This is a genomic window from Buttiauxella gaviniae ATCC 51604, from assembly GCF_001654835.1.
Lineage (GTDB): Bacteria > Pseudomonadota > Gammaproteobacteria > Enterobacterales > Enterobacteriaceae > Buttiauxella > Buttiauxella gaviniae.
In genome coordinates this window covers 182035-205707 of sequence record NZ_LXEP01000029.1, presented here as the reverse complement: position 1 = coordinate 205707, position 23673 = coordinate 182035, and the positions used below count along the sequence as shown (strand labels likewise).

General features: G+C 49.8%; 23 protein-coding genes and 1 other annotated feature. Of the genes, 11 read left to right on the top strand and 12 right to left on the bottom strand.

All coding sequences use genetic code 11. The features are described from left to right. Window positions 1-39: 39 nt before the first annotated feature. The 4 genes from htpG to M977_RS15830 form a co-directional block, all read right to left on the bottom strand. Complete coding sequence (gene htpG / locus M977_RS15845; protein WP_064516722.1) at window positions 40-1914, bottom strand: molecular chaperone HtpG; 1875 nt, start codon at window positions 1912-1914, stop codon at window positions 40-42. 236 nt (window positions 1915-2150) lie between these two features. Continuing rightward, window positions 2151-2756, bottom strand: coding sequence for a recombination mediator RecR (gene recR, locus M977_RS15840; RefSeq protein ID WP_034458095.1), 606 nt, complete (start codon window positions 2754-2756; stop codon window positions 2151-2153). A gap of 105 nt (window positions 2757-2861) precedes the next feature. Then, window positions 2862-3539 (bottom strand): isochorismatase family protein, encoded by a 678-nt coding sequence (locus tag M977_RS15835; protein ID WP_064557068.1) that lies wholly within the window; start codon window positions 3537-3539, stop codon window positions 2862-2864. Between the two features lie 74 nt (window positions 3540-3613). Beyond that, complete coding sequence (locus M977_RS15830; RefSeq protein ID WP_064516718.1) at window positions 3614-4480, bottom strand: pirin family protein; 867 nt, start codon at window positions 4478-4480, stop codon at window positions 3614-3616. A 104-nt stretch (window positions 4481-4584) separates the two neighbouring features. On the opposite strand from M977_RS15830, the gene M977_RS15825 reads away from it, so the two are divergent. Next, a complete protein-coding gene (locus tag M977_RS15825; protein ID WP_245163512.1) occupies window positions 4585-5496 on the top strand; it encodes a LysR family transcriptional regulator in 912 nt (303 codons plus the stop codon). 244 nt (window positions 5497-5740) lie between these two features. On the opposite strand, the gene M977_RS15820 is transcribed toward M977_RS15825, so the two are convergent. The 4 genes from M977_RS15820 to M977_RS15805 all read right to left on the bottom strand — a co-directional run bounded on the left by M977_RS15820 (window position 5741) and on the right by M977_RS15805 (window position 9567). Beyond that, the gene (locus M977_RS15820) at window positions 5741-6070 is read right to left on the bottom strand and encodes a YbaB/EbfC family nucleoid-associated protein (RefSeq protein WP_034458087.1); all 330 of its coding nucleotides are present in this window, start codon (window positions 6068-6070) and stop codon (window positions 5741-5743) included. A 212-nt stretch (window positions 6071-6282) separates the two neighbouring features. Further along, complete coding sequence (gene dnaX, locus M977_RS15815) at window positions 6283-8202, bottom strand: DNA polymerase III subunit gamma/tau (RefSeq protein WP_064516713.1); 1920 nt, start codon at window positions 8200-8202, stop codon at window positions 6283-6285. Further along, window positions 6889-6953 (bottom strand) — a sequence feature (DnaX frameshifting element). Its footprint overlaps the gene before it by 65 nt. Before the next feature lie 297 nt (window positions 8203-8499). Further along, a complete protein-coding gene (apt, locus tag M977_RS15810; RefSeq protein WP_034493753.1) occupies window positions 8500-9051 on the bottom strand; it encodes an adenine phosphoribosyltransferase in 552 nt (183 codons plus the stop codon). A gap of 138 nt (window positions 9052-9189) precedes the next feature. Continuing rightward, on the bottom strand, window positions 9190-9567 hold the full coding sequence (locus M977_RS15805; protein ID WP_034458081.1) for a DUF454 family protein: 378 nt from the start codon (window positions 9565-9567) through the stop codon (window positions 9190-9192). A 45-nt stretch (window positions 9568-9612) separates the two neighbouring features. Here M977_RS15805 and priC point away from each other — a divergent pair, with 45 nt between their 5' ends. The 3 genes from priC to rsmS are packed head-to-tail and all read left to right on the top strand — an operon-like array spanning window position 9613 to window position 10582. Then, window positions 9613-10149 carry a primosomal replication protein PriC gene (gene priC, locus M977_RS15800; RefSeq protein ID WP_064516711.1) on the top strand — a complete coding sequence of 179 codons (537 nt, stop codon included), beginning with the start codon at window positions 9613-9615 and terminating at the stop codon, window positions 10147-10149. Window positions 10150-10177: 28 nt separating this feature from the next. Further along, window positions 10178-10426 carry a GlsB/YeaQ/YmgE family stress response membrane protein gene (locus M977_RS15795; protein WP_064516709.1) on the top strand — a complete coding sequence of 83 codons (249 nt, stop codon included), beginning with the start codon at window positions 10178-10180 and terminating at the stop codon, window positions 10424-10426. Next, window positions 10427-10582: a pleiotropic regulatory protein RsmS gene (gene rsmS, locus M977_RS15790; RefSeq protein WP_064516707.1), complete on the top strand. Its 156-nt coding sequence runs from the start codon at window positions 10427-10429 to the stop codon at window positions 10580-10582. It abuts the gene before it with no gap. Window positions 10583-10585: 3 nt separating this feature from the next. On the opposite strand, the gene mscK is transcribed toward rsmS, so the two are convergent. Continuing rightward, the gene (gene mscK, locus M977_RS15785) at window positions 10586-13966 is read right to left on the bottom strand and encodes a mechanosensitive channel MscK (RefSeq protein WP_064516706.1); all 3381 of its coding nucleotides are present in this window, start codon (window positions 13964-13966) and stop codon (window positions 10586-10588) included. A gap of 129 nt (window positions 13967-14095) precedes the next feature. Continuing rightward, window positions 14096-14737 carry a multidrug efflux transporter transcriptional repressor AcrR gene (gene acrR, locus M977_RS15780; RefSeq protein WP_064516704.1) on the bottom strand — a complete coding sequence of 214 codons (642 nt, stop codon included), beginning with the start codon at window positions 14735-14737 and terminating at the stop codon, window positions 14096-14098. Window positions 14738-14880: 143 nt separating this feature from the next. Here acrR and acrA point away from each other — a divergent pair, with 143 nt between their 5' ends. The 6 genes from acrA to M977_RS15750 all read left to right on the top strand — a co-directional run bounded on the left by acrA (window position 14881) and on the right by M977_RS15750 (window position 21878). Next, window positions 14881-16080, top strand: coding sequence for a multidrug efflux RND transporter periplasmic adaptor subunit AcrA (acrA, locus tag M977_RS15775; RefSeq protein ID WP_064516702.1), 1200 nt, complete (start codon window positions 14881-14883; stop codon window positions 16078-16080). A gap of 22 nt (window positions 16081-16102) precedes the next feature. Then, a complete protein-coding gene (gene acrB / locus M977_RS15770; RefSeq protein WP_064516700.1) occupies window positions 16103-19252 on the top strand; it encodes a multidrug efflux RND transporter permease subunit AcrB in 3150 nt (1049 codons plus the stop codon). A gap of 553 nt (window positions 19253-19805) precedes the next feature. After that, on the top strand, window positions 19806-20180 hold the full coding sequence (tomB, locus tag M977_RS15765; protein WP_034458068.1) for an Hha toxicity modulator TomB: 375 nt from the start codon (window positions 19806-19808) through the stop codon (window positions 20178-20180). Between the two features lie 30 nt (window positions 20181-20210). Continuing rightward, window positions 20211-20429: an HHA domain-containing protein gene (locus tag M977_RS15760; protein ID WP_034458066.1), complete on the top strand. Its 219-nt coding sequence runs from the start codon at window positions 20211-20213 to the stop codon at window positions 20427-20429. A 322-nt stretch (window positions 20430-20751) separates the two neighbouring features. Continuing rightward, window positions 20752-21318 carry a maltose O-acetyltransferase gene (gene maa, locus M977_RS15755; RefSeq protein WP_064516698.1) on the top strand — a complete coding sequence of 189 codons (567 nt, stop codon included), beginning with the start codon at window positions 20752-20754 and terminating at the stop codon, window positions 21316-21318. A gap of 101 nt (window positions 21319-21419) precedes the next feature. Further along, window positions 21420-21878, top strand: coding sequence for a YlaC family protein (locus tag M977_RS15750; RefSeq protein ID WP_064516695.1), 459 nt, complete (start codon window positions 21420-21422; stop codon window positions 21876-21878). A 43-nt stretch (window positions 21879-21921) separates the two neighbouring features. Here the strand turns inward: M977_RS15750 and ykgO are convergent, their stop codons facing one another. Together ykgO and M977_RS15740 are read right to left on the bottom strand one after the other, a co-directional pair. Next, window positions 21922-22062, bottom strand: coding sequence for a type B 50S ribosomal protein L36 (ykgO, locus tag M977_RS15745; RefSeq protein WP_034458060.1), 141 nt, complete (start codon window positions 22060-22062; stop codon window positions 21922-21924). Window positions 22063-22065: 3 nt separating this feature from the next. After that, window positions 22066-22323, bottom strand: coding sequence for a type B 50S ribosomal protein L31 (locus tag M977_RS15740; RefSeq protein ID WP_064516693.1), 258 nt, complete (start codon window positions 22321-22323; stop codon window positions 22066-22068). Window positions 22324-22635: 312 nt separating this feature from the next. Between M977_RS15740 and M977_RS15735 the strand changes: the two genes are divergently transcribed. Next, entirely contained in the window at window positions 22636-23673 is a 1038-nt protein-coding gene (locus M977_RS15735) for an isopenicillin N synthase family dioxygenase (protein ID WP_064516766.1), read from the top strand.

Sequence of the window (23673 nt, the reverse complement as noted above, 5' to 3'; positions counted from 1 at the left end):
AGGATGGCGGGTAAACGTAATCGCTACCCGCCCCTGTCATTAAGAAACCAGCAACTGGTTCATACGACGGATAAACTGGTTTGGATCTTCCAGCGTACCGCGCTCAGCTAACAGTGCCTGGTCGAGCAGCAGCTCAACCCACTCAGCGAACAACGCTTCATCCTGAGTATCCGCAACACGTTTCACGAGGCCATGATCCGGGTTCAGCTCGAAGATGTACTTCACTTCCGGCACTTCCTGGCCCGCAGCGGCAAACAGTTTTGCCATTTGCGTGCTCATGTCATTGCTGTCAGTGGTCACGATAGCCGGAGTGTCGGTCAGACGGTGCGTCAGACGCACTTCTTTCACACGTTCACCCAGCAGGGTTTTCACACGGTCAACAAACGGCTCAAGTGCTTTTTCAGCTTCTTTTGCTTCCGGAGTCTCTTCGTCGGCCATTTTTTCCAGTGACTCGTCAGTTTTGCTGACTGACTGGAACATTTTGCCGTCGAATTCGGTCAGGTAGCTCATCATCCACTCGTCGATGCGGTCAGAAAGCAGCAACACTTCGATGCCTTTCTTACGCAGCAACTCCAGATGCGGGCTGCTCTTCGCGGCTGCATAGCTGTCGGCGGTGATGTAGTAAATCTTCTCCTGCCCTTCTTTCATGCGTGACACGTACTCTTCCAGCGACACAGTCTGTGCAGCGGAATCGGTATGCGTGGTCGCAAAGCGCAGCAGTTTAGCGATAGTTTCCTGGTTCGCGTTGTCTTCAGCAGGGCCTTCTTTCAGCACCAGACCGAAGTTTTTCCAGAAGGTCTGGTATTTTTCGCTGTCGTCTTTTGCCAGTTTTTCCAGCATCTGCAATACGCGTTTGGTCAGTGCACTACGCAGGTTTTGCGTTACACGACTGTCTTGCAGAATTTCACGCGACACGTTCAGTGGCAGATCGTTGGAATCTATCAGACCACGTACAAAACGCAGGTAGTTCGGCATAAACTGCTCAGCGTCGTCCATGATGAAAACGCGCTGCACGTACAGCTTCAGGCCGTGCTTATGGTCACGGTTCCACATATCCCACGGCGCCTGAGACGGGATGTACAGCAGGCTGGTGTACTCTTGCTTCCCTTCCACGCGATTATGGCTATACGTCAGCGGGTCAGTGAAGTCATGAGCCACATGTTTGTAGAACTCGTTGTACTCTTCGTCTTTAATTTCAGACTTGCTACGGGTCCACAGCGCCTGGGCTTTGTTGATCTTTTCCCAACCGAGAATGGTTTCGCCATCTTTCTCTTCGCGAGTTTCAATCTCAACCGGCAATGCGATGTGGTCAGAGTATTTGCTGATGGTCGAACGCACGCGCCAATCATCTAAGAACTCATCTTCACCTTCACGCAGGTGCAGGGTAATTTCAGTACCGCGATCGGCTTTAGTGATATCCGCAACGGTATATTCGCCAGCACCTTCTGATTCCCAGAACACAGCTTGATCTGCAGGCACACCTGCTGCGCGAGTACGCACAGTCACTTTATCTGCCACGATAAACGCAGAGTAGAAGCCCACACCAAACTGGCCGATAAGCTGGCTGTCTTTTGCCTGGTCAGAACCCATAGATTCGAGGAACGCTTTGGTGCCAGATTTTGCAATCGTACCGAGGTGATCAATCGCTTCGTCGCGCGTCATACCGATGCCGTTGTCGGCAATGGTCAAAGTGCGTTTTTCTTTATCAAAAGAGACGCGCACGCGCAGTTCGCCGTCACCCTCGTAGAGGTCAGCCTGAGACAATGCGCGGAAGCGCAGTTTGTCTGCCGCATCAGAGGCGTTGGAGATCAGCTCACGCAGGAAAATTTCTTTATTTGAGTAGAGGGAGTGGATCATCAGGTGCAGAAGTTGTTTCACTTCAGACTGGAAGCCACGTGTCTCTTGTCCTTTCATGGTCATTGATACCTCAACAAAATCAAAATACAGGGGTGATGAAAACGCTGAAGGTGATATGAGGATAGAACTTGAGGTTTTCAAGCGGGAAAAGAGATTCTTCCAATCTTTACCCTAAATAATTGGAGTTGCATCAAGGCGGCAAGGGAGCAAATCCCCAGGAGCTTACTCAAGTAAGTGACTGGGGTTTGTGAGTGAAGCCAACGCCGATGCAGCTTCAAGTATGATGGGTAAAATTAGAAATTAATCTTGTGACGCCCTGCTAAAGAGTGCGACAACGTCGTGCCATCGACCATTTCCAGCTCGCCGCCCACCGGCACACCGTGCGCGATACGGCTGGCATCCACACCATATTGCCCGCATAGCTCGGCAATATAGTTGGCGGTGGCTTCACCTTCCACGGTTGGGTTGGTGGCAAGAATAAGTTCTTTGATGGTCTCGCGCTCAAGACGCTGTTCGAGCCTGTCGAGGCCAATATCTTGCGGGCCGATGCCGTCGATTGGAGACAAATGCCCCATCAGCACAAAGTAACGCCCGGAAAACTGCCCGGTCGCTTCAATGGCGTGGATATCCGCAGGCGTTTCCACCACACAAATCTGGCCATTTTCCTGGCGGCGCGGATTGGCGCAGATTGCGCACACTTCCTGTTCGGTAAAGGTACGGCAATCAGCACAGTGGCCGATTTCAGACATCGCGCGCGTTAACGCTTGAGCAAGACGCATTCCACCGCTGCGGTCGCGTTGCAGGAGCGCGAACGCCATACGTTGGGCAGACTTTGGGCCAACGCCTGGCAGGCAGCGCAAGGATTCCATAAGGGCGGTAAGTAAAGGACTGGTTTGCATCGCTCAGACTTCTGAAAAAAGAGTGGACCATAGCCTAACATTAGCCCCGCAGGAGGACATAGAAAATAATCCCCTTGTGCGAGGTGCTGCGCAAGGGGAAAACTTTTAAGCGCGTTGGGAGTCGAGTTGCTCCTGATTGGTCACTACGTCTTGCGCTTTTTGGTAGCTTTCCATCAGTAAGCCGTACTCAATAAACACGCCACCCCACAGGTTTGCCCACTCCATAGCATCATCACGGTTCCAGGTGTGCTGGACTTCGGCTACTACTGCGGCGGTGTCCATCGGCACAACACCCGCCTGCACCACACGCGCCAAAGTCACTTCCTGGGCCATTTTGGAATAGGTGCCGGAGGCGTCAATCACTGCAAAGACTTTAAAACCTTCGGCCGCGGCACTGATTGCCGGGAAAGCCATGCACACGCTGGTTACAGTACCGGCAATAATCAGTGTTTTGCGTCCGGTAGCTTTTACCGCAGCGACGAAATCAGGGTTGTCCCAGGCGTTGATTTCACCTTTACGCGGCACATACTGCGCATGCGGTGCGTACTGGTGGATTTCTGGAATCAGCGGGCCATTCGGGCCCTGTGGTACAGAAGCGGTGGTGATGACCGGAATATTTGCAAGCGTTGCAACTTTAGCAAGCACGGTGGCATGAGTGCGTAAAGTTGGCATTGGCATATCGTGCACGAGCTGGAACAAACCGCTTTGATGGTCGATAAGCAGCATTACCGCGTCACTCGGGTCAATCATTGGAATTTGTCCGTTAAAGTTTGCAGGTGCCATGTTCATATCCTCTTAATTTAATAAATAAACTACTGAAAGTTAACGGCTACCTGGACGATAGCCGTTTATGCTAGTTAAACTTTCTGACCAAATTTGCCCTGATTAAAATCGTCAATGGCCTCTTTGATTTCCTCGCGAGTGTTCATCACAAACGGTCCGTAGCCGACCACTGGCTCATTGATTGGCTCACCGCTCAATACCAGAACGACTGCGTCATTGTTGGCTTCAAGCGTCACTGTTTCACCTTTAGCATCCAGCACCACCAGTTGCGCCTCACGAACCACTTCCTGCCCATTGACCTGTACTGTGCCTTTGAGAACCACCAGCGCCGTGTTCCAGCCATCTGGCAGCGTCAGTTGCGTAGAACTGTGCGCATTGAGCCGCATATCCAGCACACGCAGTGGAGAAAATGTGTGTGCCGGGCCTTTTGCGCCATCCATTTCACCTGCGATGACACGTATCTGTCCTGCGTTATCCGGTAGCGTGACAACCGGGATATCGGCGTCGGTAATGGACTGGTAGTTCGGTGGCGTCGACTTGTCTTTGGCTGGCAAGTTGACCCACAGCTGAACCATTTCAAGCGTACCGCCCTTCTCGCTGAAAGCCGGTGAGTGGAACTCTTCATGCAAAATGCCACTGCCAGCGGTCATCCACTGCACGTCACCCGGGCCAATCACACCGCCGCTGCCGGTGGAGTCGCGGTGAGCCACTTCGCCTTTGTAGACGATGGTGACGGTCTCAAAACCGCGGTGCGGGTGTACATCAACGCCGCGCTGCCCTTTGTTGCTCGGCTTAAATTCCGCTGGGCCTGCGTAATCGAGCAGCAGGAACGGGCTGAGCTGTTTTTCAAATTTTGAGTAAGAAAACAGTGAGCGAACCGGGAAGCCATCGCCCACCCAGTGGGAAGTCGGTGCTGAATAAACGCCAAGAATTGATTTCATCGTTATCTCCATAGAGTGTCGATTTCTGTTGAGATAAAGCTTACTCATAAGACGAACTCCCCGGTAGACTCTGAAAATGAACTCAGTGTTCCATAAACAGGACAATGGCAATGCAAGACCTCAACGATCTGTGGTATTTCGTGCAAGTGGTGGATAACGGAGGGTTTTCTCCAGCAAGCCGCGTTATCGGCATTCCAAAATCACGCTTGAGTCGCCGTATTGCACTACTGGAAGAAAGTCTTGAGACACGTTTGATTCAGCGTTCAACACGCAGTTTCACGGTAACCGAGGCCGGGCAGATTTTTTATCGCCACTGCAAAGCAATGATTATTGAAGCCGAAGCCGCGCAGGAAGCGATTAACTCGTTACGCGCAGAGCCTCGTGGGCTGATTCGCCTGAGCTGTCCGATTGCTCTGCTGCATGTGCATATCGGAGAGATGCTGGCGAAGTTTATGGCCCTTTATCCGCAAGTCACCGTGCAGCTTGAAGAGACAAATCGCCAGGTTGATGTGCTAAATGAAAATGTCGACTTAGCGGTGCGGGTACGCCCATTGCCGCTGGACGATAGCGATCTGGTGATGCGCAAGCTGGCGGATCGCGGCATGTGCCTTGTGGCAAGCCCCGAACTGGTGGAGCGCTTTACAACGCCTGCATCAACGGCAGATCTTCAGCACTGGCCAAGTCTGGCATTGTCAAAACCGCAGCAGATTTACCGCTGGTGCCTGTTCGGACCGGATAATCAGGAAGTGACGCTGCACCACAAGCCACGCTTTGTGACCACCGATATGGATGCGCTACGAGCAGCTGCGCTGGCAGGTGTGGGGTTGGTTCAGTTGCCAATATTAATGGTTAACAAGCAACTGGCAGATGGAAGCCTGGTGCGTTTGTTACCCGAGTGGCGAGCAAGGCGTGAGGTTATTCATTTGGTGTTTCCTTCGCGGCGCGGTCAGTTACCGGCGGTCAGGGCATTGATTGATTTTCTGGTGGAGAGTTATGCGGAGTTTGAAGAGGAGTAAGGGTGTTAGTTAGATGCCCTCATTGAGTTAAGGGCAAACTATTAATGCCCTAAATAATTCGAGTTGCAGGTAGGCAGCAAAGGAGCAAATCCCCAGTCACTTACTCAAGTAAGTGACTGGGTTTTGCGACAAATCTGCCGGGAGCAGATTTGAACGCTGCTTGCTGCGGCCCCGAAGGGGTGAGGCTCACGGATGAGCCGAATAACGTAGCTAACGCCCCCGCAACACGAAGAATGACAGAAAATCAGAATGGCATTTTGAAGCCTGGTGGCAACTGCATCCCGCTGGAAACACCCGCCATTTTCTCTTTCTGCGCTTCGCCGATACGACGAGCCGCATCGTTGAAGGCCGCAGCAACCAGATCTTCAACCATCTCTTTGTCGTCTTCCATCAGGCTTGGATCGATTTCCACGCGACGGCAGTTGTGAGCACCATTGATGGTCACTTTGACCAGACCCGCGCCGGATTCGCCAGTGACTTCCATTTGGGCGATTTCTTCCTGAACCTGGGCCATTTTTTCCTGCATCTGCTGGGCTTGCTTCATGATGTTGCCCAGACCGCCTTTTCCAAACATAGTCTTCTCTCTTTTGCTCGGGCCGACTAACCGTACGTGACGATTAACGGCTATCAGGGTTTACAACAAACCGGCATATACCCAAGCTACTTCAAGATGCAGTTAGGCGGCAATCGAACGAATCCCGATGAGCTTACTTGAGTAAGTGATTCGGGTGAACGAGAGCAGCCAACAACCCTGCTACTTGAAGGGCGAAGGGTGTAACCGGTCTGTCAAATTGGTCGAATACTATCGTCATCCAGTTCCGCATCAAAGAAACGACGCAGCGTCTGAATGTTGTTGTCAGTTTTCATTGCTTCCCGCGCTTGTGCCAGCTTCTCTTCGTAGATGGCCTGGCGCCATTCAAGCGGGGTACGTTGCGCAAGATTATCATCTTCAATAATAGTCAGCTCAACAGTTTCACCACTAAAAGTACTCAACGCGTCCACCAGCGTTTTCTGCGCCGACGGTGAATTCAAATGCCGAAGTGCCGGGCGCAAGTGCAAACAGACACGGTTACCGTCCTGCTCTTTCCAGGCATTTAATGCAAGCTGCTGCACTAATTTCGGCAGCACCAGTTGGCTAATTTCAGCCGACCAGCTATCGCGCTCAATGGCCTCCAGAGCCAGTTTTTGCGCAAGCTCAGGCGTTTTCTCATGCTCCATCGCGCGCTTCAATGCTTTTGGTGTCGCAACGGGTTCTTCGACGACATCAGAAACAATTTGCGACTTCCAGCGATAAGCCTCGGGCTTGGGCTCAGGCTTTTCTTCTGTCTGCGCTGCGGGCCGGGACTGGATACGTTCGCTCACCGAGGCTAAACGTTCCAGAGCGGTACTGTTCTTTGCCGGCCGCGCTAGATTTGGCGCTGCCGGCTCACTCTTTTTTGCTTTGTTGGCTCCCTGCTGGCGCATGAGCTGTGTTCGCGCTTGCAACACCTGACTGGTGGTGTCTGGCAGCGCAGTCTCATTGGGCCGTGGCGCGGGTGTCATTTGTTGGCGCACCGGAACAGGGTTCACCACCGGAATACTCGGTGCCTGACGCGGTTGTTCTGGCTCTGGTAGTGGCTTGCGCGGGTGGAATGCCAGCGCGCGCAACAGAGTCATTTCAATGCCCATACGGCGATCTGGCGCCCAGGATAGCTCTTTGCGACCAATCAGCAAGGTTTGGTAATAAAGTTGGACTTCAGCAGGCGGCACGACACGCGCCAGCTCACGCATACGCTGTTCAATCGCGGCCATGTCGCTGCCTAAGGCTGCAGGCGAAAGCTGAACCATTGCTACGCGGTGCAGCAAACTCAGCATTTCCACTAGCAAAGCTTCCCACTCAACACCGCGCCCGGCGGCTTCATTAAGCAAGTTCATCACTCGCTCACCATCAGCCTGCACCATCGCCTCAACTAGCGAAAGAGCCTGGTCGTCATCGAGCGTGCCCAGCATCGTGCTGACAGCGGCTGTTGTTACATGCCCATCACCACTCGCAATCGCCTGGTCGGTAAGACTTAGTGCATCACGTAGGCTGCCATCTGCGGCGCGAGCCAACAGTTGCAGAGCACGGGTTTCGCTGGGGATTTTTTCTTCACCAAGAATGTATTCCAACTGATGGCGGATTTGTTCGACATCCAGCGCTTTCAGGTGGAATTGTAGGCAGCGAGAAAGAATAGTGACCGGCAGTTTTTGCGGGTCAGTCGTCGCCAGCAGGAATTTGACGTGCGATGGCGGCTCTTCCAGCGTCTTCAACAATGCGTTGAAGCTGTGGCGGGAGAGCATGTGCACTTCATCGATAAGATAAACTTTGAAGCGGCCACGCGCTGGCGCGTACTGAACGTTGTCCAGCAAATCACGCGTATCTTCTACTTTGGTGCGCGAGGCGGCATCAATTTCAATCAGATCAACAAAGCGACCTTGTTCGATTTCGCGGCAATTGTCGCATACACCGCAAGGAGTGGCGGTAATGCCGGTTTCACAATTTAACCCTTTCGCCAACAGGCGAGCGATGGACGTTTTACCCACGCCGCGCGTCCCTGAAAAGAGATAGGCGTGGTGGATTCGGCCCATGGATAAGCCATTAGCCAGGGCAGTCAACACGTGTTGCTGGCCGACTACATCAGCAAAAGTTTGTGGCCGCCATTTGCGGGCTAAGACCTGGTAGCTCATTCGAGATAGGCTCTACATCGCGGGAGTGAATTGAGGGGGTAATGCTAACATAAGCCTCACCTTATGGGCGAGGCTTCTATACCCATCATCCTTCAAGCTGCAGGGGTGTTGGCTGCATACGCTCATCCCAGTCACTTACTCATGTAAGCTCCATGGGATTAATGAGAGACTCCTGTCTCTCACCGGAGGCCAGCCTTCGGCTGGTCAAATTCGTTCCCGACGAATTTGTCTCGTCCTTGCCACCTACCTGCAACTCGAATGCTAACGGGTATAATTTGGGGAATACGAAGGCTGGACTTAGTGGCCAGGGAAAAGCACGAGGCTGTAGCTTTTCACGCCCATTTTTTCCAGGCGCTGCTCACCACCAATATCAAACAGATTGATGATAAACGCAGCGTCAGTCACTTCCCCACCCAAACGGCGGATCAGTTTCACTGTTGCTTCGATGGTGCCGCCAGTTGCCAGCAGGTCATCCACCACCAGAACTTTGTCGCCAGGCTGGATTGCATCAACGTGGATCTCCAGCTGATCGGTGCCGTATTCCAGCTCGTAGTTTTCAGCGATAGTTTCACGCGGCAGTTTGCCAGGCTTGCGTACCGGCACGAAGCCGACACCTAATTCCAGCGCAACCGGTGCGCCAAACAAGAACCCACGCGCTTCGGTACCCACCACTTTGGTGATACCGGCGTCTTTGAAGCGTGAGACTAATAACTCGATGCTGGTGGCGTAGGCTTTCGGATCTTCAAGCAAGCTGGTAACGTCACGGAATAAGATCCCAGGTTTTGGGTAGTCTGGAATACTTTTGATGCTATTTTTCAGATATTCAAGCTGCTGCGCAGTCGCGGTCATAATTAATGCCTGCTAAAAACATGATTCTAACAAAGCACGAGACGGATTTATTAAACGTTCAATAATCGGTCATACCGTGCTCGAAAACGGTCGAATTTACTGGCTGGCACCAACAATTGCAACCACTGCAAATGCGGTTTATGGCTTTTGTTGCTTTTCATCAATTACCGGCATACGCCACATAAAGAACAGCAGCGCGCACATCATCACTAATAATAGTAGTCTGACCCACAAAATATTGACCAGATAAAGGGATACCGCAAAGGTTAATACGATGAAAATCAGCGCCCTGGGTTTAGCTCCCGGCGGCAGCGCACGATGGTCCTGCCAATGGCGGATATAACTGCCAAACCATGAGCGGTACAGTAACCAGTGATGAAAGCGCGGCGAGGAACGGGCGAAGCACCAGGCCGCCAGCAGCAAAAATGGGGTTGTGGGAAGTAAAGGTAAAACAACACCCAGCGTCGCAAGGACTACCGCCAGCCAACCAATGATGATTAAAATGATCCGTTTCATTCATTATTCCGTACTTAAACACGTGCAACACTGGAGATTCATTTTGTGAAAACCGCCGCGCTGTTACAAGCTTTGGATGCTCGCGTCGCGGAACTCGCACAGGCCATTGCGCCTGTCTCGTTACAACGCGCATCGCAAGCACGCTTCGATCGTAAACTGTTTTCCACTCACAGTACGCAACTTAAAGATTATCTGACCGAAGTTCAGGCAAATCTCGCACAGCTACAGCTTAGCGTGAAAGTGGGTAAAGCGGAGCAAGTTGCGTATCTGGCCGAAAAGCTGGTGGCGCAGATTTCCGCTTTGCAGCGTGAGCTGGCGACCTGGAAGATGCGTAAAAACGATCCGCAGCCGCCGGTTGTCGAAAACTTGTATGAGAAGCTCTCCACTCACCAGGATTACGAACGCCGCATCCAGATTATGATTAGCGATCGTGAAAGCCAACTTTCAGTACAGGTCACGCTCGCCGGGCAACAAAAGCTCCAGAAGGAACTGGCCGCTCTTGAAGGCCGTTTGCAGCGTTGTCGCCAGGCTTTAACGCGTATCGAGCGATCCATCGAACGCCGGGAACGTGGGCTAAGCTAACGAGAGTCGGTCAATCGGGAGAAGCTCCATGGGACTTTTAGCCTGGGTATTAATCGGTGTGCTGGTCGCGGTAATGATGAGGCTGTTATGGCCAGCAAGAAGCGGCATGTTTGCGATTGCAGTCGTGACAACCACCGCAGGGGCACTGATCGGCGGCTATATTTGCGCCGTCTTTAATATTGGTACTTTGGCCACGCTTGATGCGCGAGCGCTGTTTGCCGCCGTCATTGGCGCGCTGTTATTTCTCTTTTTGTTTCGCAAACTACGGGTTAATTAAATGTCGCTGGAAAACGCACCAGAAGAAGTCAAACTGGCTGTCGATTTGATAATGTTGCTGGAACAACATGAAATCCCGACGGAAACCGCGCTCGCAGCGCTTGAGATTGTCCGTCAGGATTTTTTGCGTAAGCGGGAAGAGAACACCTCCCGCTAATTTTTACTGAGCAGGAACGATGTCGTCACCGTTTGAGTTGCCCTTGATATCGCGTTTCACTTCTGTCAATTCATTACCTTTGTCATTACGCAAATGCACTTCGAGTTGGTTGAAGGCGATATTAATGCCATTTTCGCGACACAGACGATCGATAGTCCGGTTTAGCTCATCGACGGTGTAGCTGCGATCACGCAGTTCACGCACATACAATCGCAGCTCGTGATCCAACGTACTGGCCCCAAAGGTAGTAAAGAACACTGTAGGCTCAGGGTCGTGCATCACTTTCGGATGCTCATGCGCAGCTTTCAGTAAGATCTCACGTACTTTATCCAGATCGGATCCGTACGCCACTCCCAGACGGATAACCACGCGGGTGATGGTGTCGGTAAGCGACCAGTTGATCAGTCGCTCCGTCACAAACGCTTTGTTCGGGATGATCACTTCTTTGCGGTCAAAGTCTGTAATCGTGGTGGCACGAATACGAATTTTGCTGACGCTACCGGAATATGCACCAATCGTAACGGTATCGCCGATACGCACCGGGCGTTCAAACAGGATAATAAGGCCGGAAACGAAGTTACCGAATATCTCCTGCAAACCAAAACCTAAGCCCACCGACAGCGCGGCTGCCAGCCATTGCAACTTATCCCATGACACACCGAGAGAGCCGAAGATGGTCATCGCCCCTACGGCAGTAATGGCGTAGTTAAGAATGGTAGTGATGGCGTATGAAGCACCCTGACGCATTTGCAGACGTGAGAGTACCAGTACTTCAAGCAGGCCCGGTAAGTTGCGAATCAGCACCCAGGCAACAGCGAAAGCAATCGCGGCAAATAACAGGCTGCCCATGGTGACGTTTTTCACTACTGCTACACCCGCTTCGGAAGCGCTATAACTCCATAGCTGGATACTGTCCAGGTAACCGAACACCCCGAACAAATCTGACCAAATGGTGTAGAACACCAGTGCAAACAGGGCGAACAGAGCAATGATAGCCAGACGCATGGTTTGCTGGTTGATTTGGTCCAACGCTAACGGTGGCTCTTCTACCGGCTCGCCCCCTTCTGCGCCCTCTTTCACCAGATTCTCACGGCGCGCAACGGCGCGGCGGTAAGCCATACGACGCGCTGCAACGCTTAATCCACGCAGTACGGTCTGATAAACCAGGTTCCAGATAAGTATCAGATAGATAGTTTCAATCCAGCGACCGGCAAGGCGAAGTGTCGTATAAAAATAGCCCATCGCTGTAAGCACGATTAACACCGCGGGTACCACGCCCATCATCGTGACAGTAAACAACTGCATGGTGTGGTTGTTTTTATTGCGCCAGTTTTCACGGCACATTGGGAAGACAAGCGCGGTGATAAGCAACAGGTTGAAGAAGATGATCAGTTGACCCAACGCATCTTCAACCAGATGTAGCGGCGAACGCTCCCCGAGCACCGACCAGAATAACAACGGTAATAGTGCACAACCAATACGCACCAGTTGGCGGCGATAATGGCTGCACAGTTGCGGTTGCATATTAAAGTGGCTAACAGCTACACCATTTTTAGAGAGCACCTGGTAAGTTAAGCCGAAGACTAACCAGAACAAGGAGAGCTGTTTGCAAAACGCCAACATCGATTCGCTGATGTTCATCTGCAAGCCAGCAAACACCAGGCCGATTGAGTAGATGACCAGAGCGCCCGGCAAAACTTTAACCAGCGTCAGAGCAATGGCTTTCGGGGTCAGCATTTGGCTGTCGTTACGCAATTGCCCGACACGACTCGCCTGCTTTTCCAGATAACGGTCTATCGCTTTAAAGCGCCAACGTATAACGCCTGCCAACAACAAAGCCGGAATCATCAGCAGCAGAATGGCGAGAATTTTAAGCGAGTTTTCTGGCCCTTTGAAATTGAGTCTGGCGTTTTTAAACTGATCGCGCAGAGAAGAAGGCAATGATTTCAGCCAGTCCCAATCCATCGGCTTATTACTGGTTACCCAGAAAATTTGCTCAGTCAGGATCTGGTCGAGGGATTTGGTGACGTTTTGCAGCTGCTGCTGGTTGTTCTGCAAGTTGATGGCCAGCATTAACTGCATGCCAAGCTGCTTATTCAACTGATCTAGCAATTCACGACGAGTATCCAGAACCTGCAATAACGCATCGTGAACTTCCGGGGTGACATCGGCTTTATGACCATCTTCGATTTTCGCGACCAGCTCGTCCGGTTGGAACAACGCGTCACGTTGCTGGTTTACATCAAACTGTTCGAGACGAATATCCGCAATGCGGTTGGTCAGATCTTCAGTGTCTTCCGCCGACGGTAGGTTTTGTTGCTGCTGTTGGTAAAGAATACGCGACAGCAACAAGCTGCCTTTCAGAACGGCGATCTGTTCTTTGAGGTTACGTTCAGATTGCAGAGCACGATCCAGCGTATTTTTAATGCGGATGCTCGAAGGCACCATTTCATTGGCATGCTGAGTGGCATCAATCAGACGCTGGCTCAACTGATGGTTGATATCGAGCTCCTGCTTAACCAACGGGTTTTGCTGAATTTTAACGGTATCTTCAGAGTCTATGGCGTCCTGCGCGGTCTGCTGCGTCAGGGTTAAACGCTTGCTGCTCGCCACTTTTTGCAGGATCTGGAGGGTCGCCTCCATTTGATTAATATGCGCATTGGTGTAGTCACGTTGCTTTTGCAACGTATCTTGCAAGATGGTGTTGCCTTTGAGGCTGTCACGCTGTTGATCTAACTGCGCGTTCAATAATGCTTGTTGGGCCAGTAATAAAGTTTGCTGGCTTGGTCGTAAGTCTACAGCGCCTGGAGTGACACCATTAAGACGATTGCGAATCGCTTCAAGCTGAGTCGATGCCGCAGTCATTGCATTCTGAACACGCTCAGGTTGCGTTTGCAGCGAAATCAGTTGGCTATTCCAGGTCGCTAAATCGCTTTGCGCGTTCTGTAACTCCGTCATTAAATCATTCAGGCGAGACTCAAGTTGGCGCAAACTGAGCGCTTCGATTTCCGCTTCTTCATCGGCCGGATTGGCGTGTTGGTTTTTAATCTCGTTGAGCGCATCAGTGGCTTTGCGCAGCACTTTTGGTGCTTCCGTCACCTGCTGATGGAGTTTTGCCGTTTCGTCCTTGACCCGATCAATTTTATCCAGCACCTCAAGAGTCTCATTGAGATCTTGTTGGGTGAGTTTGTCATTTGGAGACAGTGTCTTTTGCTTATTCAGTGCGGACAGCTGATTTTGAATCTCATCGCGGCTAGGGAGATCGCTACCATTTTTTTGCGCCCAGGCTGGCTGCGCCAGCACGCAAAGCAGGCTAACGAATGCAATGAGCAAAAAACGTGCGGGTACGCGACGTGAATACAGTGAATACAAGAGTTGCGGCATAGTTTGACAGTGTTTGAGAACAGGCCGAAGGATGGCGAGTTAAAGACGAAATATGAGCCGCAAGATTAGCACGTCTTTTCGGAAAAACCTTGGTCTACTATGTTCAGAATCACCCTAATAAGCATATTTTTATTGTGGGATGGATCTCAGGGTTGGGCAGGTTTGAAACATTTCCAGCAGAATGGCGACGTAGTCCTCGGCCTGGCCGTGGAGATCAAAACTATCTGGTGCAACCAGCCAGTTTTCAATCAGCCCGGTAATATAACTACGCAGTAAGATAACGGCGTGAGCAAGACGCAAGTTTTTGGGTAACATTTCAGCATCAATACAACGCTGCAAACTGCTCTCAATTCTCTCGTTTCCTTCCATATAAAGTTCGCGTCTGGCCTGTTGTAAAACAGCCAGTTCACCTACAAACTCGCACTTATGGAAGATGATTTCGGTCATTAAGCGGCGGCGTTCATCGGCGACAGTTGCTTGTAATATGTAAATAAGTAACTCTCTGACAACAGAAAGTGGATCGTCAGGAAATTTTGCCCGATACTCAGTTTCTAAATCGCCAATACTGGACTCAGTTAGCTCCCAGATTTCATTAAACAAATCCGACTTATTTTTGAAATGCCAGTAAATTGCACCACGGGTTACACCAGCTGCTTTTGCGATATCTGCAAGCGAAGTTGCGGAAACTCCGTATTGTGAAAACAAGCGGATCGCAACATCCAGAAGGTGTTGGCGTGTTTCCAGTGCTTGTTGTTTGGTTTTTCGTGCCATAAGTGGGTGAAATAACGGTAGTTAGATTTACATACATTTGTGAATGTATGTACCATAGCACGACGATAATATAAACGCAGCAATGGGTTTGTGGACATTTGATCCATTGAACAACTTTGAAATCGGACACTCGAGGTTTACATATGAACAAAAACAGAGGGTTTACGCCTCTGGCGGCCATTCTGATGCTCTCAGGCAGCTTAGTACTTACAGGATGTAATGACAAAGAGACAAAACAGAGTGCGCCGCATACCCCGGAAGTGGGTGTGGTAACTCTGAAAAGTGCTCCTTTGCAGATAACTACAGAGCTTCCTGGCCGTACAAGCGCTTATCGTATTGCAGAAGTTCGCCCGCAAGTCAGTGGCATCATCCTGAAACGTAACTTCGAAGAAGGAAGTGAAATCAAGGCTGGCGTTTCGCTGTATCAAATCGACCCTGCAACATACCAGGCCGCATATGACAGCGCTAAAGGCGACCTCGCAAAAGCACAAGCAAGTGCAAATATTGCTCAGCTGACGCTTAAACGTTATCAGAAACTGTTAGGTACTAAGTACATCAGTCAACAAGACTACGACACTGCACTTGCCGATTCTCAACAGGCAAACGCATCTGTTGTGGCTGCTAAAGCCGCCGTTGAAACTGCTCGCATTAACCTTGCCTATACCAAAGTGACTTCACCTATTAGCGGTCGCATTGGTAAGTCTTCTGTTACAGAAGGCGCTCTGGTGACTAGCGGACAAGCTTCTGCACTGGCAACCGTACAACAGCTCGACCCGATTTATGTCGATGTAACCCAATCCAGCAATGATTTCTTGCGCCTTAAGCAAGAGCTGGCTGAAGGCAAACTGAAACAAGAAAACGGTAAAGCTAAAGTCAAATTAGTGACCAACGACGGTATCACTTTCCCACAAGAAGGCTCTTTAGAGTTTTCTGATGTGACGGTTGACCAGACCACCGGTTCTATCACTTTGCGAGCTATCTTCCCGAATCCAGATAAAACGTTACTGCCGGGCATGTTTGTTCGCGCACAACTGGAAGAAGGTACCAATCCAAACGCACTGTTAGTTCCACAACAAGGTGTGACTCGTACACCGCGTGGTGATGCTTCAGCAATGGTTATTGGTAAAGATGACAAAGTAGAAGTGCGCAATATCACCGCAGCTCAAGCTATCGGCGACAAATGGCTGGTAACCAGTGGGTTGAAGGATGGTGATCGCGTTATTGTGACCGGTTTGCAAAAAGTGAAACCCGGTGTTCAGGTGAAAGTGCAGGAAGTGGCGGCAGAAAATAAAGGCCAGGATCAAGCAGCCGCTGGCGCACAGTCTGAACAAACGAAGTCTTAACTTAAACAGGAGCCGTTAAGACATGGCTAAGTTTTTTATCGATCGCCCGATTTTTGCCTGGGTAATCGCCATCATTATTATGTTGGCGGGCGGGCTTGCGATCATGAAATTACCGATCGCGCAATATCCAACCATTGCGCCACCGGCAATTTCGATCTCAGCAAACTATCCAGGTGCAGATGCGAAAACGGTACAGGATACCGTTACACAGGTTATCGAACAGAACATGAACGGTATCGACAACCTGCTGTACATGTCCTCATCCAGTGATTCCTCTGGTTCTGTAACCATAACTATTACCTTTGATTCTGGTACTGACGCGGATATCGCCCAGGTACAGGTTCAGAACAAACTGCAACTTGCGATGCCACTGCTTCCTCAAGAAGTACAGCAGCAAGGTGTTAGCGTTGAGAAGTCCTCCAGTAGCTTCCTGATGGTTCTCGGTATGATCAACACCGATGGCTCCATGACACAGGAAGATATTTCGGACTACGTTGGCGCAACCATTAAAGACCCGATCAGCCGTACTCGCGGTGTCGGTGATGTTCAGCTGTTTGGTGCTCAGTACGCGATGCGTATCTGGATGGATCCGAACAAACTGAACAATTACCAGCTCACGCCGGTTGATGTTATTGCCGCTATCAAAGCGCAGAACGCCCAGGTCGCAGCAGGTCAATTAGGCGGTACTCCGCCGGTTAAAGGCCAGCAACTTAACGCCTCAATCATTGCTCAGACCCGTTTGAAATCTGCCGATGAGTTCAGCAAAATTTTGCTGAAAGTGAACACGGATGGCTCACGCGTTCTGCTTAAAGATGTGGCAAAAGTTGAGTTGGGCGGCGAGAACTATAACGTTGTTGCACGTTTCAACGGCCAACCTGCGTCTGGTTTAGGTATCAAGCTGGCAACCGGTGCTAACGCCCTGGATACCGCGAATGCGGTACGTGCCACCGTGGAAAAACTGCAACCGTTCTTCCCGGCAGGTTTGAAAGTCGTTTATCCATATGACACCACGCCGTTCGTTAAAATCTCCATCAAAGAGGTAGTAAAAACCCTCGTTGAAGCCATCGTGCTGGTGTTCCTGGTCATGTATCTGTTCTTGCAGAACTTCCGCGCCACGCTGATTCCAACGATTGCCGTACCGGTGGTACTGCTGGGGACGTTCGCTATCCTTGCCATCTTTGGCTATTCGATAAACACCCTAACGATGTTCGGGATGGTGCTGGCGATAGGCCTGTTGGTAGATGACGCCATCGTGGTGGTAGAAAACGTTGAGCGTGTGATGGTGGAAGAAGGATTGCCACCGAAAGAAGCCACACGCAAATCAATGGAGCAGATTCAGGGCGCTCTGGTAGGGATCGCGATGGTACTGTCGGCGGTATTTATACCAATGGCATTCTTCGGTGGTTCTACAGGTGCAATCTATCGTCAGTTCTCTATTACCATCGTATCGGCAATGGTGCTTTCTGTACTGGTAGCAATGATTTTGACACCAGCACTTTGTGCCACCCTGCTTAAGCCAATCGCGAAAGGCGAGCACCACGAGAAGAAAGGCTTCTTCGGCTGGTTTAACAATATGTTCGACAAGAGCACGCATCACTATACCGACAGCGTCGGTAATATTTTGCGTAGCACCGGTCGTTACTTAGTGCTTTATCTGCTGATTGTGGTTGGCATGGCCTTCCTGTTTATTCGCCTGCCAAGTTCCTTCTTGCCGGATGAAGACCAGGGCGTGTTCCTGACCATGGCACAGCTGCCTGCGGGTGCAACACAAGAACGTACACAAGCCGTTCTTGATGATGTGACCAAGTACTACCTCGAAAAAGAGAAAGACAACGTTAACTCCGTATTTACCGTTAACGGCTTTGGCTTCTCTGGTCAGGGGCAGAACACCGGTCTGGCATTCGTATCCTTGAAAGATTGGGATGAGCGTCCAGGTGAAGAGAACAAGGTTCCGGCCATTGCAGCTCGCGCCAGTGCCGAGTTCTCGAAAATCAAAGATGCCATCGTGTTCGCATTTAACCTGCCAGCTATCGTTGAACTGGGTACTGCAACGGGCTTCGACTTCCAGTTGATTGACCAGGCAAACCTTGGCCACGAAAAACTGACTCAGGCGCGTAACCAGTTGTTTGGCGAAGTCGCTAAACACTCTGATCTGTTAGTGGGCGTGCGTCCAAACGGTCTGGAAGATACGCCGCAGTTCAAAATCGATATTGACCAGGAAAAAGCGCAAGCATTGGGTGTTTCTATCAGCGACATCAACACCACACTGGGTGCTGCATGGGGTGGTAGTTATGTGAACGACTTCATCGACCGTGGTCGTGTGAAGAAAGTTTACCTGATGGCTGATGCGCCATTCCGTATGCTGCCAAGCGATATCAACAGTTGGTATGTTCGCGGCTCTACTGGGCAGATGGTGCCATTCTCAGCGTTCTCTTCTGCGCACTGGGAATACGGTTCACCGCGTCTGGAACGTTACAACGGTTTACCGTCCATGGAAATCCTTGGTCAGGCGGCTCCGGGTAAGAGTACCGGTGAAGCGATGGACCTGATGGAACAACTGGCCAGCAAACTGCCAACCGGTATTGGTTATGACTGGACGGGTATGTCCTATCAGGAACGTTTATCTGGTAACCAGGCCCCTGCCCTGTATGCCATTTCCCTGATAGTGGTGTTCCTGTGTCTGGCTGCACTGTACGAGAGCTGGTCGATTCCATTCTCGGTCATGCTGGTTGTTCCACTTGGGGTTGTCGGTGCACTGCTTGCCGCGACGCTGCGTGGGCTGACCAACGACGTGTACTTCCAGGTAGGCCTGCTGACAACCATTGGCTTGTCGGCGAAGAACGCGATACTTATCGTGGAATTCGCCAAAGACTTGATGGAGAAAGAAGGCAAAGGCTTAATTGAAGCTACGCTGGAAGCTGTTCGTATGCGTCTGCGTCCAATTCTGATGACATCACTGGCGTTTATCCTCGGGGTAATGCCACTGGTAATCAGCTCCGGTGCAGGCTCTGGTGCACAGAACGCCGTAGGTACAGGGGTAATGGGCGGGATGGTTACTGCAACAGTCCTGGCTATCTTCTTCGTACCAGTGTTCTTCGTGGTAGTTCGCCGTCGCTTCAGCCGTAAGTCTGAAGATGTCGAACACACTCACGCTGTTGAGCACCACAAGTAAGTCTTAAATCTGCAATTAAAAGGCCGCGCAAGCGGCCTTTTTTATATCTGCGGCCCTATTTGTCATATTAATAAATAACGATAGCTGCTGGCTTTTTCTACGATAGGTTTCTAAATGTTGCAATAAAAACTCAGTTGAAGTTGAATATGATGACAAGATATTTCTTAAATTCACTGGCAGATAAGGCAAGAAGGTTCATACTTATATATTAGGAAGATTCTTAATTAACCTCTTATTTACACCTCGTTTAAGATTCATTGCGACAACACAAAATTAACCTATTGAATATAAACTGCTTTCCTAAACATTCACTTAAGTTAATTTATCAGACAATGCTTTTAAAAAAAGTGAAAGTCTTAATAAACATTACGTTAGAGTAAACAGCTTTGCTGTAAATGTAATTTTTCGTAATGGTGAAAGGAAATCTACTACGGATTGATTTATAGTAAACGTATATGGAATAATCGTTGTAATTGATTCCCACCTCATCCAGGTGTGTCCACCCCAAGGCGTTTTGTTTATCAAATTTTCTTCGATAAAAAGGGGCTGCATTATGGACGAATACTCACCAAAACGGCATGATATCGCGCAGCTTAAATTTCTCTGCGAAAACCTGTATCATGACTGCCTTACCAACCTTGGCGAGAGTAATCATGGTTGGGTTAATGATCCTACTTCGGCCATTAACTTGCAGTTGAATGAATTGATTGAGCATATTGCTGCTTTCGCACTTAATTACAAAATTAAGTACGATGATGAGAGTAAATTGATTGAACAAATTGACGAATATTTAGACGATACATTTATGCTGTTCAGTAACTATGGCATCAATGCCCAAGACTTGCAGAAATGGCGTAAGTCCGGGAATCGGTTATTCCGATGTTTCGTCACAGAGAGTCGCGCTAACCCTGTAAGCCTCTCCTTTTAGAACTATTACAAGATGTAATAAGGTGATTTCATGACAACAAAACCACTAACCAAGACCGATTATTTGATGCGCCTGCGACGCTGCCAAACAATTGACACTTTAGAGCGCGTAATCGAAAAGAATAAATACGAATTACCAGATAATGAGCTGGCTGTATTTTATTCAGCAGCAGACCATCGACTGGCTGAACTGACCATGAATAAGCTTTACGATAAAATACCACCATCTGTATGGAAATTTATCCGCTAATACCCCTTAACTGTTATTACCTTTATGGTTTCAGACTGACATGCTGTTGTAATCAGCGACAAATGGATTCAGAAACTCTTTTTGTCACTTAATAGCGTGCTAAATAGATATTTATCCTGGGCTGTTCAGCTTTCGAGATACAAGCTGCTCATCGCTCTTTTGTAAGGCTTGCTACATTCTGTCCGTCGCTTCCCTTAATTTGTGATTGTTAATAACACATTTAACCATGTGATTACCGTCACAAAAAGGAGCTATAGCCACATTAATTACAAACTAATCGCTTAGGGTAACGGGTGTCCTGTCTATTTTAAAAGGCGTCACCATGAGTGAAGAAAAAAACAAAATGATTGCAGGCGAATTTTATCGCCCTGCAGACCAACAGCTTCGAGATGACCGCGTAAAAGCGCGCCATCTGATTCACCGTTTTAATCACACCGCTCCAGATGAAAAAGCCATTCGTAGTGAACTGCTCGAACAACTATTAGGCCAAAGTCTGGATGCCTATATTGAACCATCGTTTCGTTGTGATTACGGCTACAATATTTTCCTCGGCAAAAACTTCTACGCCAATTTTGACTGTGTGATTCTCGACGTTTGTCCTGTTCACATCGGTGAGAATTGCATGTTGGCTCCAGGTGTTCATATTTATACTGCGACTCATCCGCTGGATGCTGAAACGCGCAACAATGGTGTTGAGTTCGGTAAACCTGTCACGATTGGCAATAATGTCTGGATTGGCGGGCGCGCGGTTATCAACCCTGGTGTGACTATTGGCGATAATGTAGTGATAGGTGCCGGCTCCGTCGTCACTAAAGATATTCCGGCGAATTCTGTAGTTGCAGGAAACCCAGCTCGGCTGATTAAAATGGTGCCTGACACGCCACATTAACTGTTATGGTTTTTTATGGCGAAACTGTTACTTTTTTACCCTCGCAGGGCTTCTTAAAATAACAGTTCTCTGCCTGTCGCGTTCCCGTTCAGAAGGCCATCATGACTGAAATTCAGCGTCTGCTCACCGATACAATCGAACAACTCAATGCGGAAGAAAAGCGCGACAATCGCCCGCGTTTTAGCATCAGCTTTATTCGCAAGCATCCGGGGTTATTTATTGGCATGTGGATAGGTTGGTTCGCAACTCTATGGGTGATGCTTGAGTCGGATACTCTGTCGGGATCGGTTTGGCTATTGGTTGTGTTGTTTGCGCTGCTAAACGGCTTTTTCTTTTTTGATGTGAATCCCCGTTATCGCTATGACGACATTGATGTGCTGGATTTACGCGTTTGCTATAACGGTGAGTGGTACAACACGCGTAACGTTCCACCCACATTGATCGATAAAATCCTGCATTCCCCTGGTGTTGACGAACAAAAAAAATCGCTACTGCATAAGATGGTGGCGACGAAAGGCGAGCTCTCATTTTACGATATTTTCTCGCTCGGACGTCCGTAACGTTCACAACTTATAAGAGCCAAGGGGCGAAATGCCCCTTGTCTTAACGCCGCTTCTTCCCACCCTGCACCGCTTTGAAACGCGGGTTACTTTTGCAAATCACATACAGCCGCCCTTTACGCTTCACAATCTGGCAATCTGGATGGCGCTGCTTTGCACTACGTAATGAATTCAGAACCTGCATCTCTTACTCTCCCTTGCCAAAAAAACGACCGAAACGCTGCTGGAAACGAGCCGGACTGCCTTCATTGGTGAATGTTCTTTGTTTACCGGTGTAATGTGGATGAGAGGCCGATGAAACCTCCAGTGTGATATAGGGATATTTCACACCCTCGAGCTCAATTTCCCGGTCTGTCTTGATAGTAGAACCCACTTTAAAGAACTCATTGGCGGTGGTGTCGTGGAACACGACTGTTCGATAGAAGGGATGGATGTCACGTTTCATTCTCTTTTCCAGGATATGTTATAACATAACAATAAAGTAAAAGATGAATGAAAAAAAAGCAAGCCTGTTTGGCAACAAACCTTAATTACCGTTGATTGCCAAATTCTGCAAAAGCTTAGAACCCCGTCCAGCAATAACTTAGAAGATAACAATATTGGGCGGCGTGACGCAGTTGCGGCAATGTCATTTCCACGAACAACATATCAATCAAGAAGGGATAAACCATGAGTCAGCGCTGTCGTTGTGGAAATTATTGTTGGGTTAAAACATCAAAACGTGACGGGAAAACATCTGAATTACGTGGAGTGCAAAATGAGCAAAACAACGACCCAGGCATTGCCAATACTCGATCTCTTAGCCCTTGATGGCACCGACACCGACCGTGCAGTCTTTCTTGAACAACTACGCCATGCTGCTCGTGACATCGGCTTCTTTTATCTGATTAATCATGGCATCAGCCCGGAACTGCAACAGGCCGTTCAGGATGAAGCCCAGCTGTTTTTCTCTTTGCCTGACGCAGAAAAACAAAAAGTAGCGATGATTCACTCCCCCCATTTTCGTGGTTACAACCGCGCCGCCAGCGAATTAACACGTGGTAAACCTGACTGGCGTGAGCAATTTGATATTGGCGCTGAACGCCCGGTACTTTCCGTCAGTCCATCACAGCCTGGCTGGCTGCGTCTGCAAGGGCCCAACCTGTGGCCTGAATCGCTGCCAACTCTCAAGCCGACTCTGTTGCAATTTCAGCGTGAAATGACCGCTGTGGCGTTGAAATTACTACGCACTTTTGCATTAGCGTTGAAGTTACCGGCTAATAGCTTTGATGACCTGTATGGCAACAAACCCAACGAGCATATCAAGCTGATTCGCTATCCCGGCCAACAGGCTACCGATAGTAATCAGGGTGTTGGCGCTCACAAGGACTCCGGCTTCCTAAGCTTCCTGCTACAAGACAGGCAGCAGGGTTTACAGGTTGAAGTCAGCCCCGATAACTGGATAGATGCAGCCCCCCTACCCGGTAGTTTTGTGGTGAATATTGGTGAGTTGCTTGAACTGGCAACCAATGGCTACTTGCGCGCCACGGTTCATCGCGTGGTTTCTCCTCCGCCTGGACAGGAGCGCCAGTCCATCGCATTTTTCCTTGGTGCACAGTTAGATGCCGTGGTTCCGGTTTATACATTGCCCCCTGAGCTTGCAAGCCAGGTTCATGGTCCGGAAAGCGATCCTCACAACCCGTTACTGCGTGATGTTGGTTGGAATTACCTGAAAGGCCGCCTGCGATCTCATCCCGACGTGGCGGAACGTTATTACCCGGATGTCTTACGTAGCAGCACTGAACTCATCGCTTAA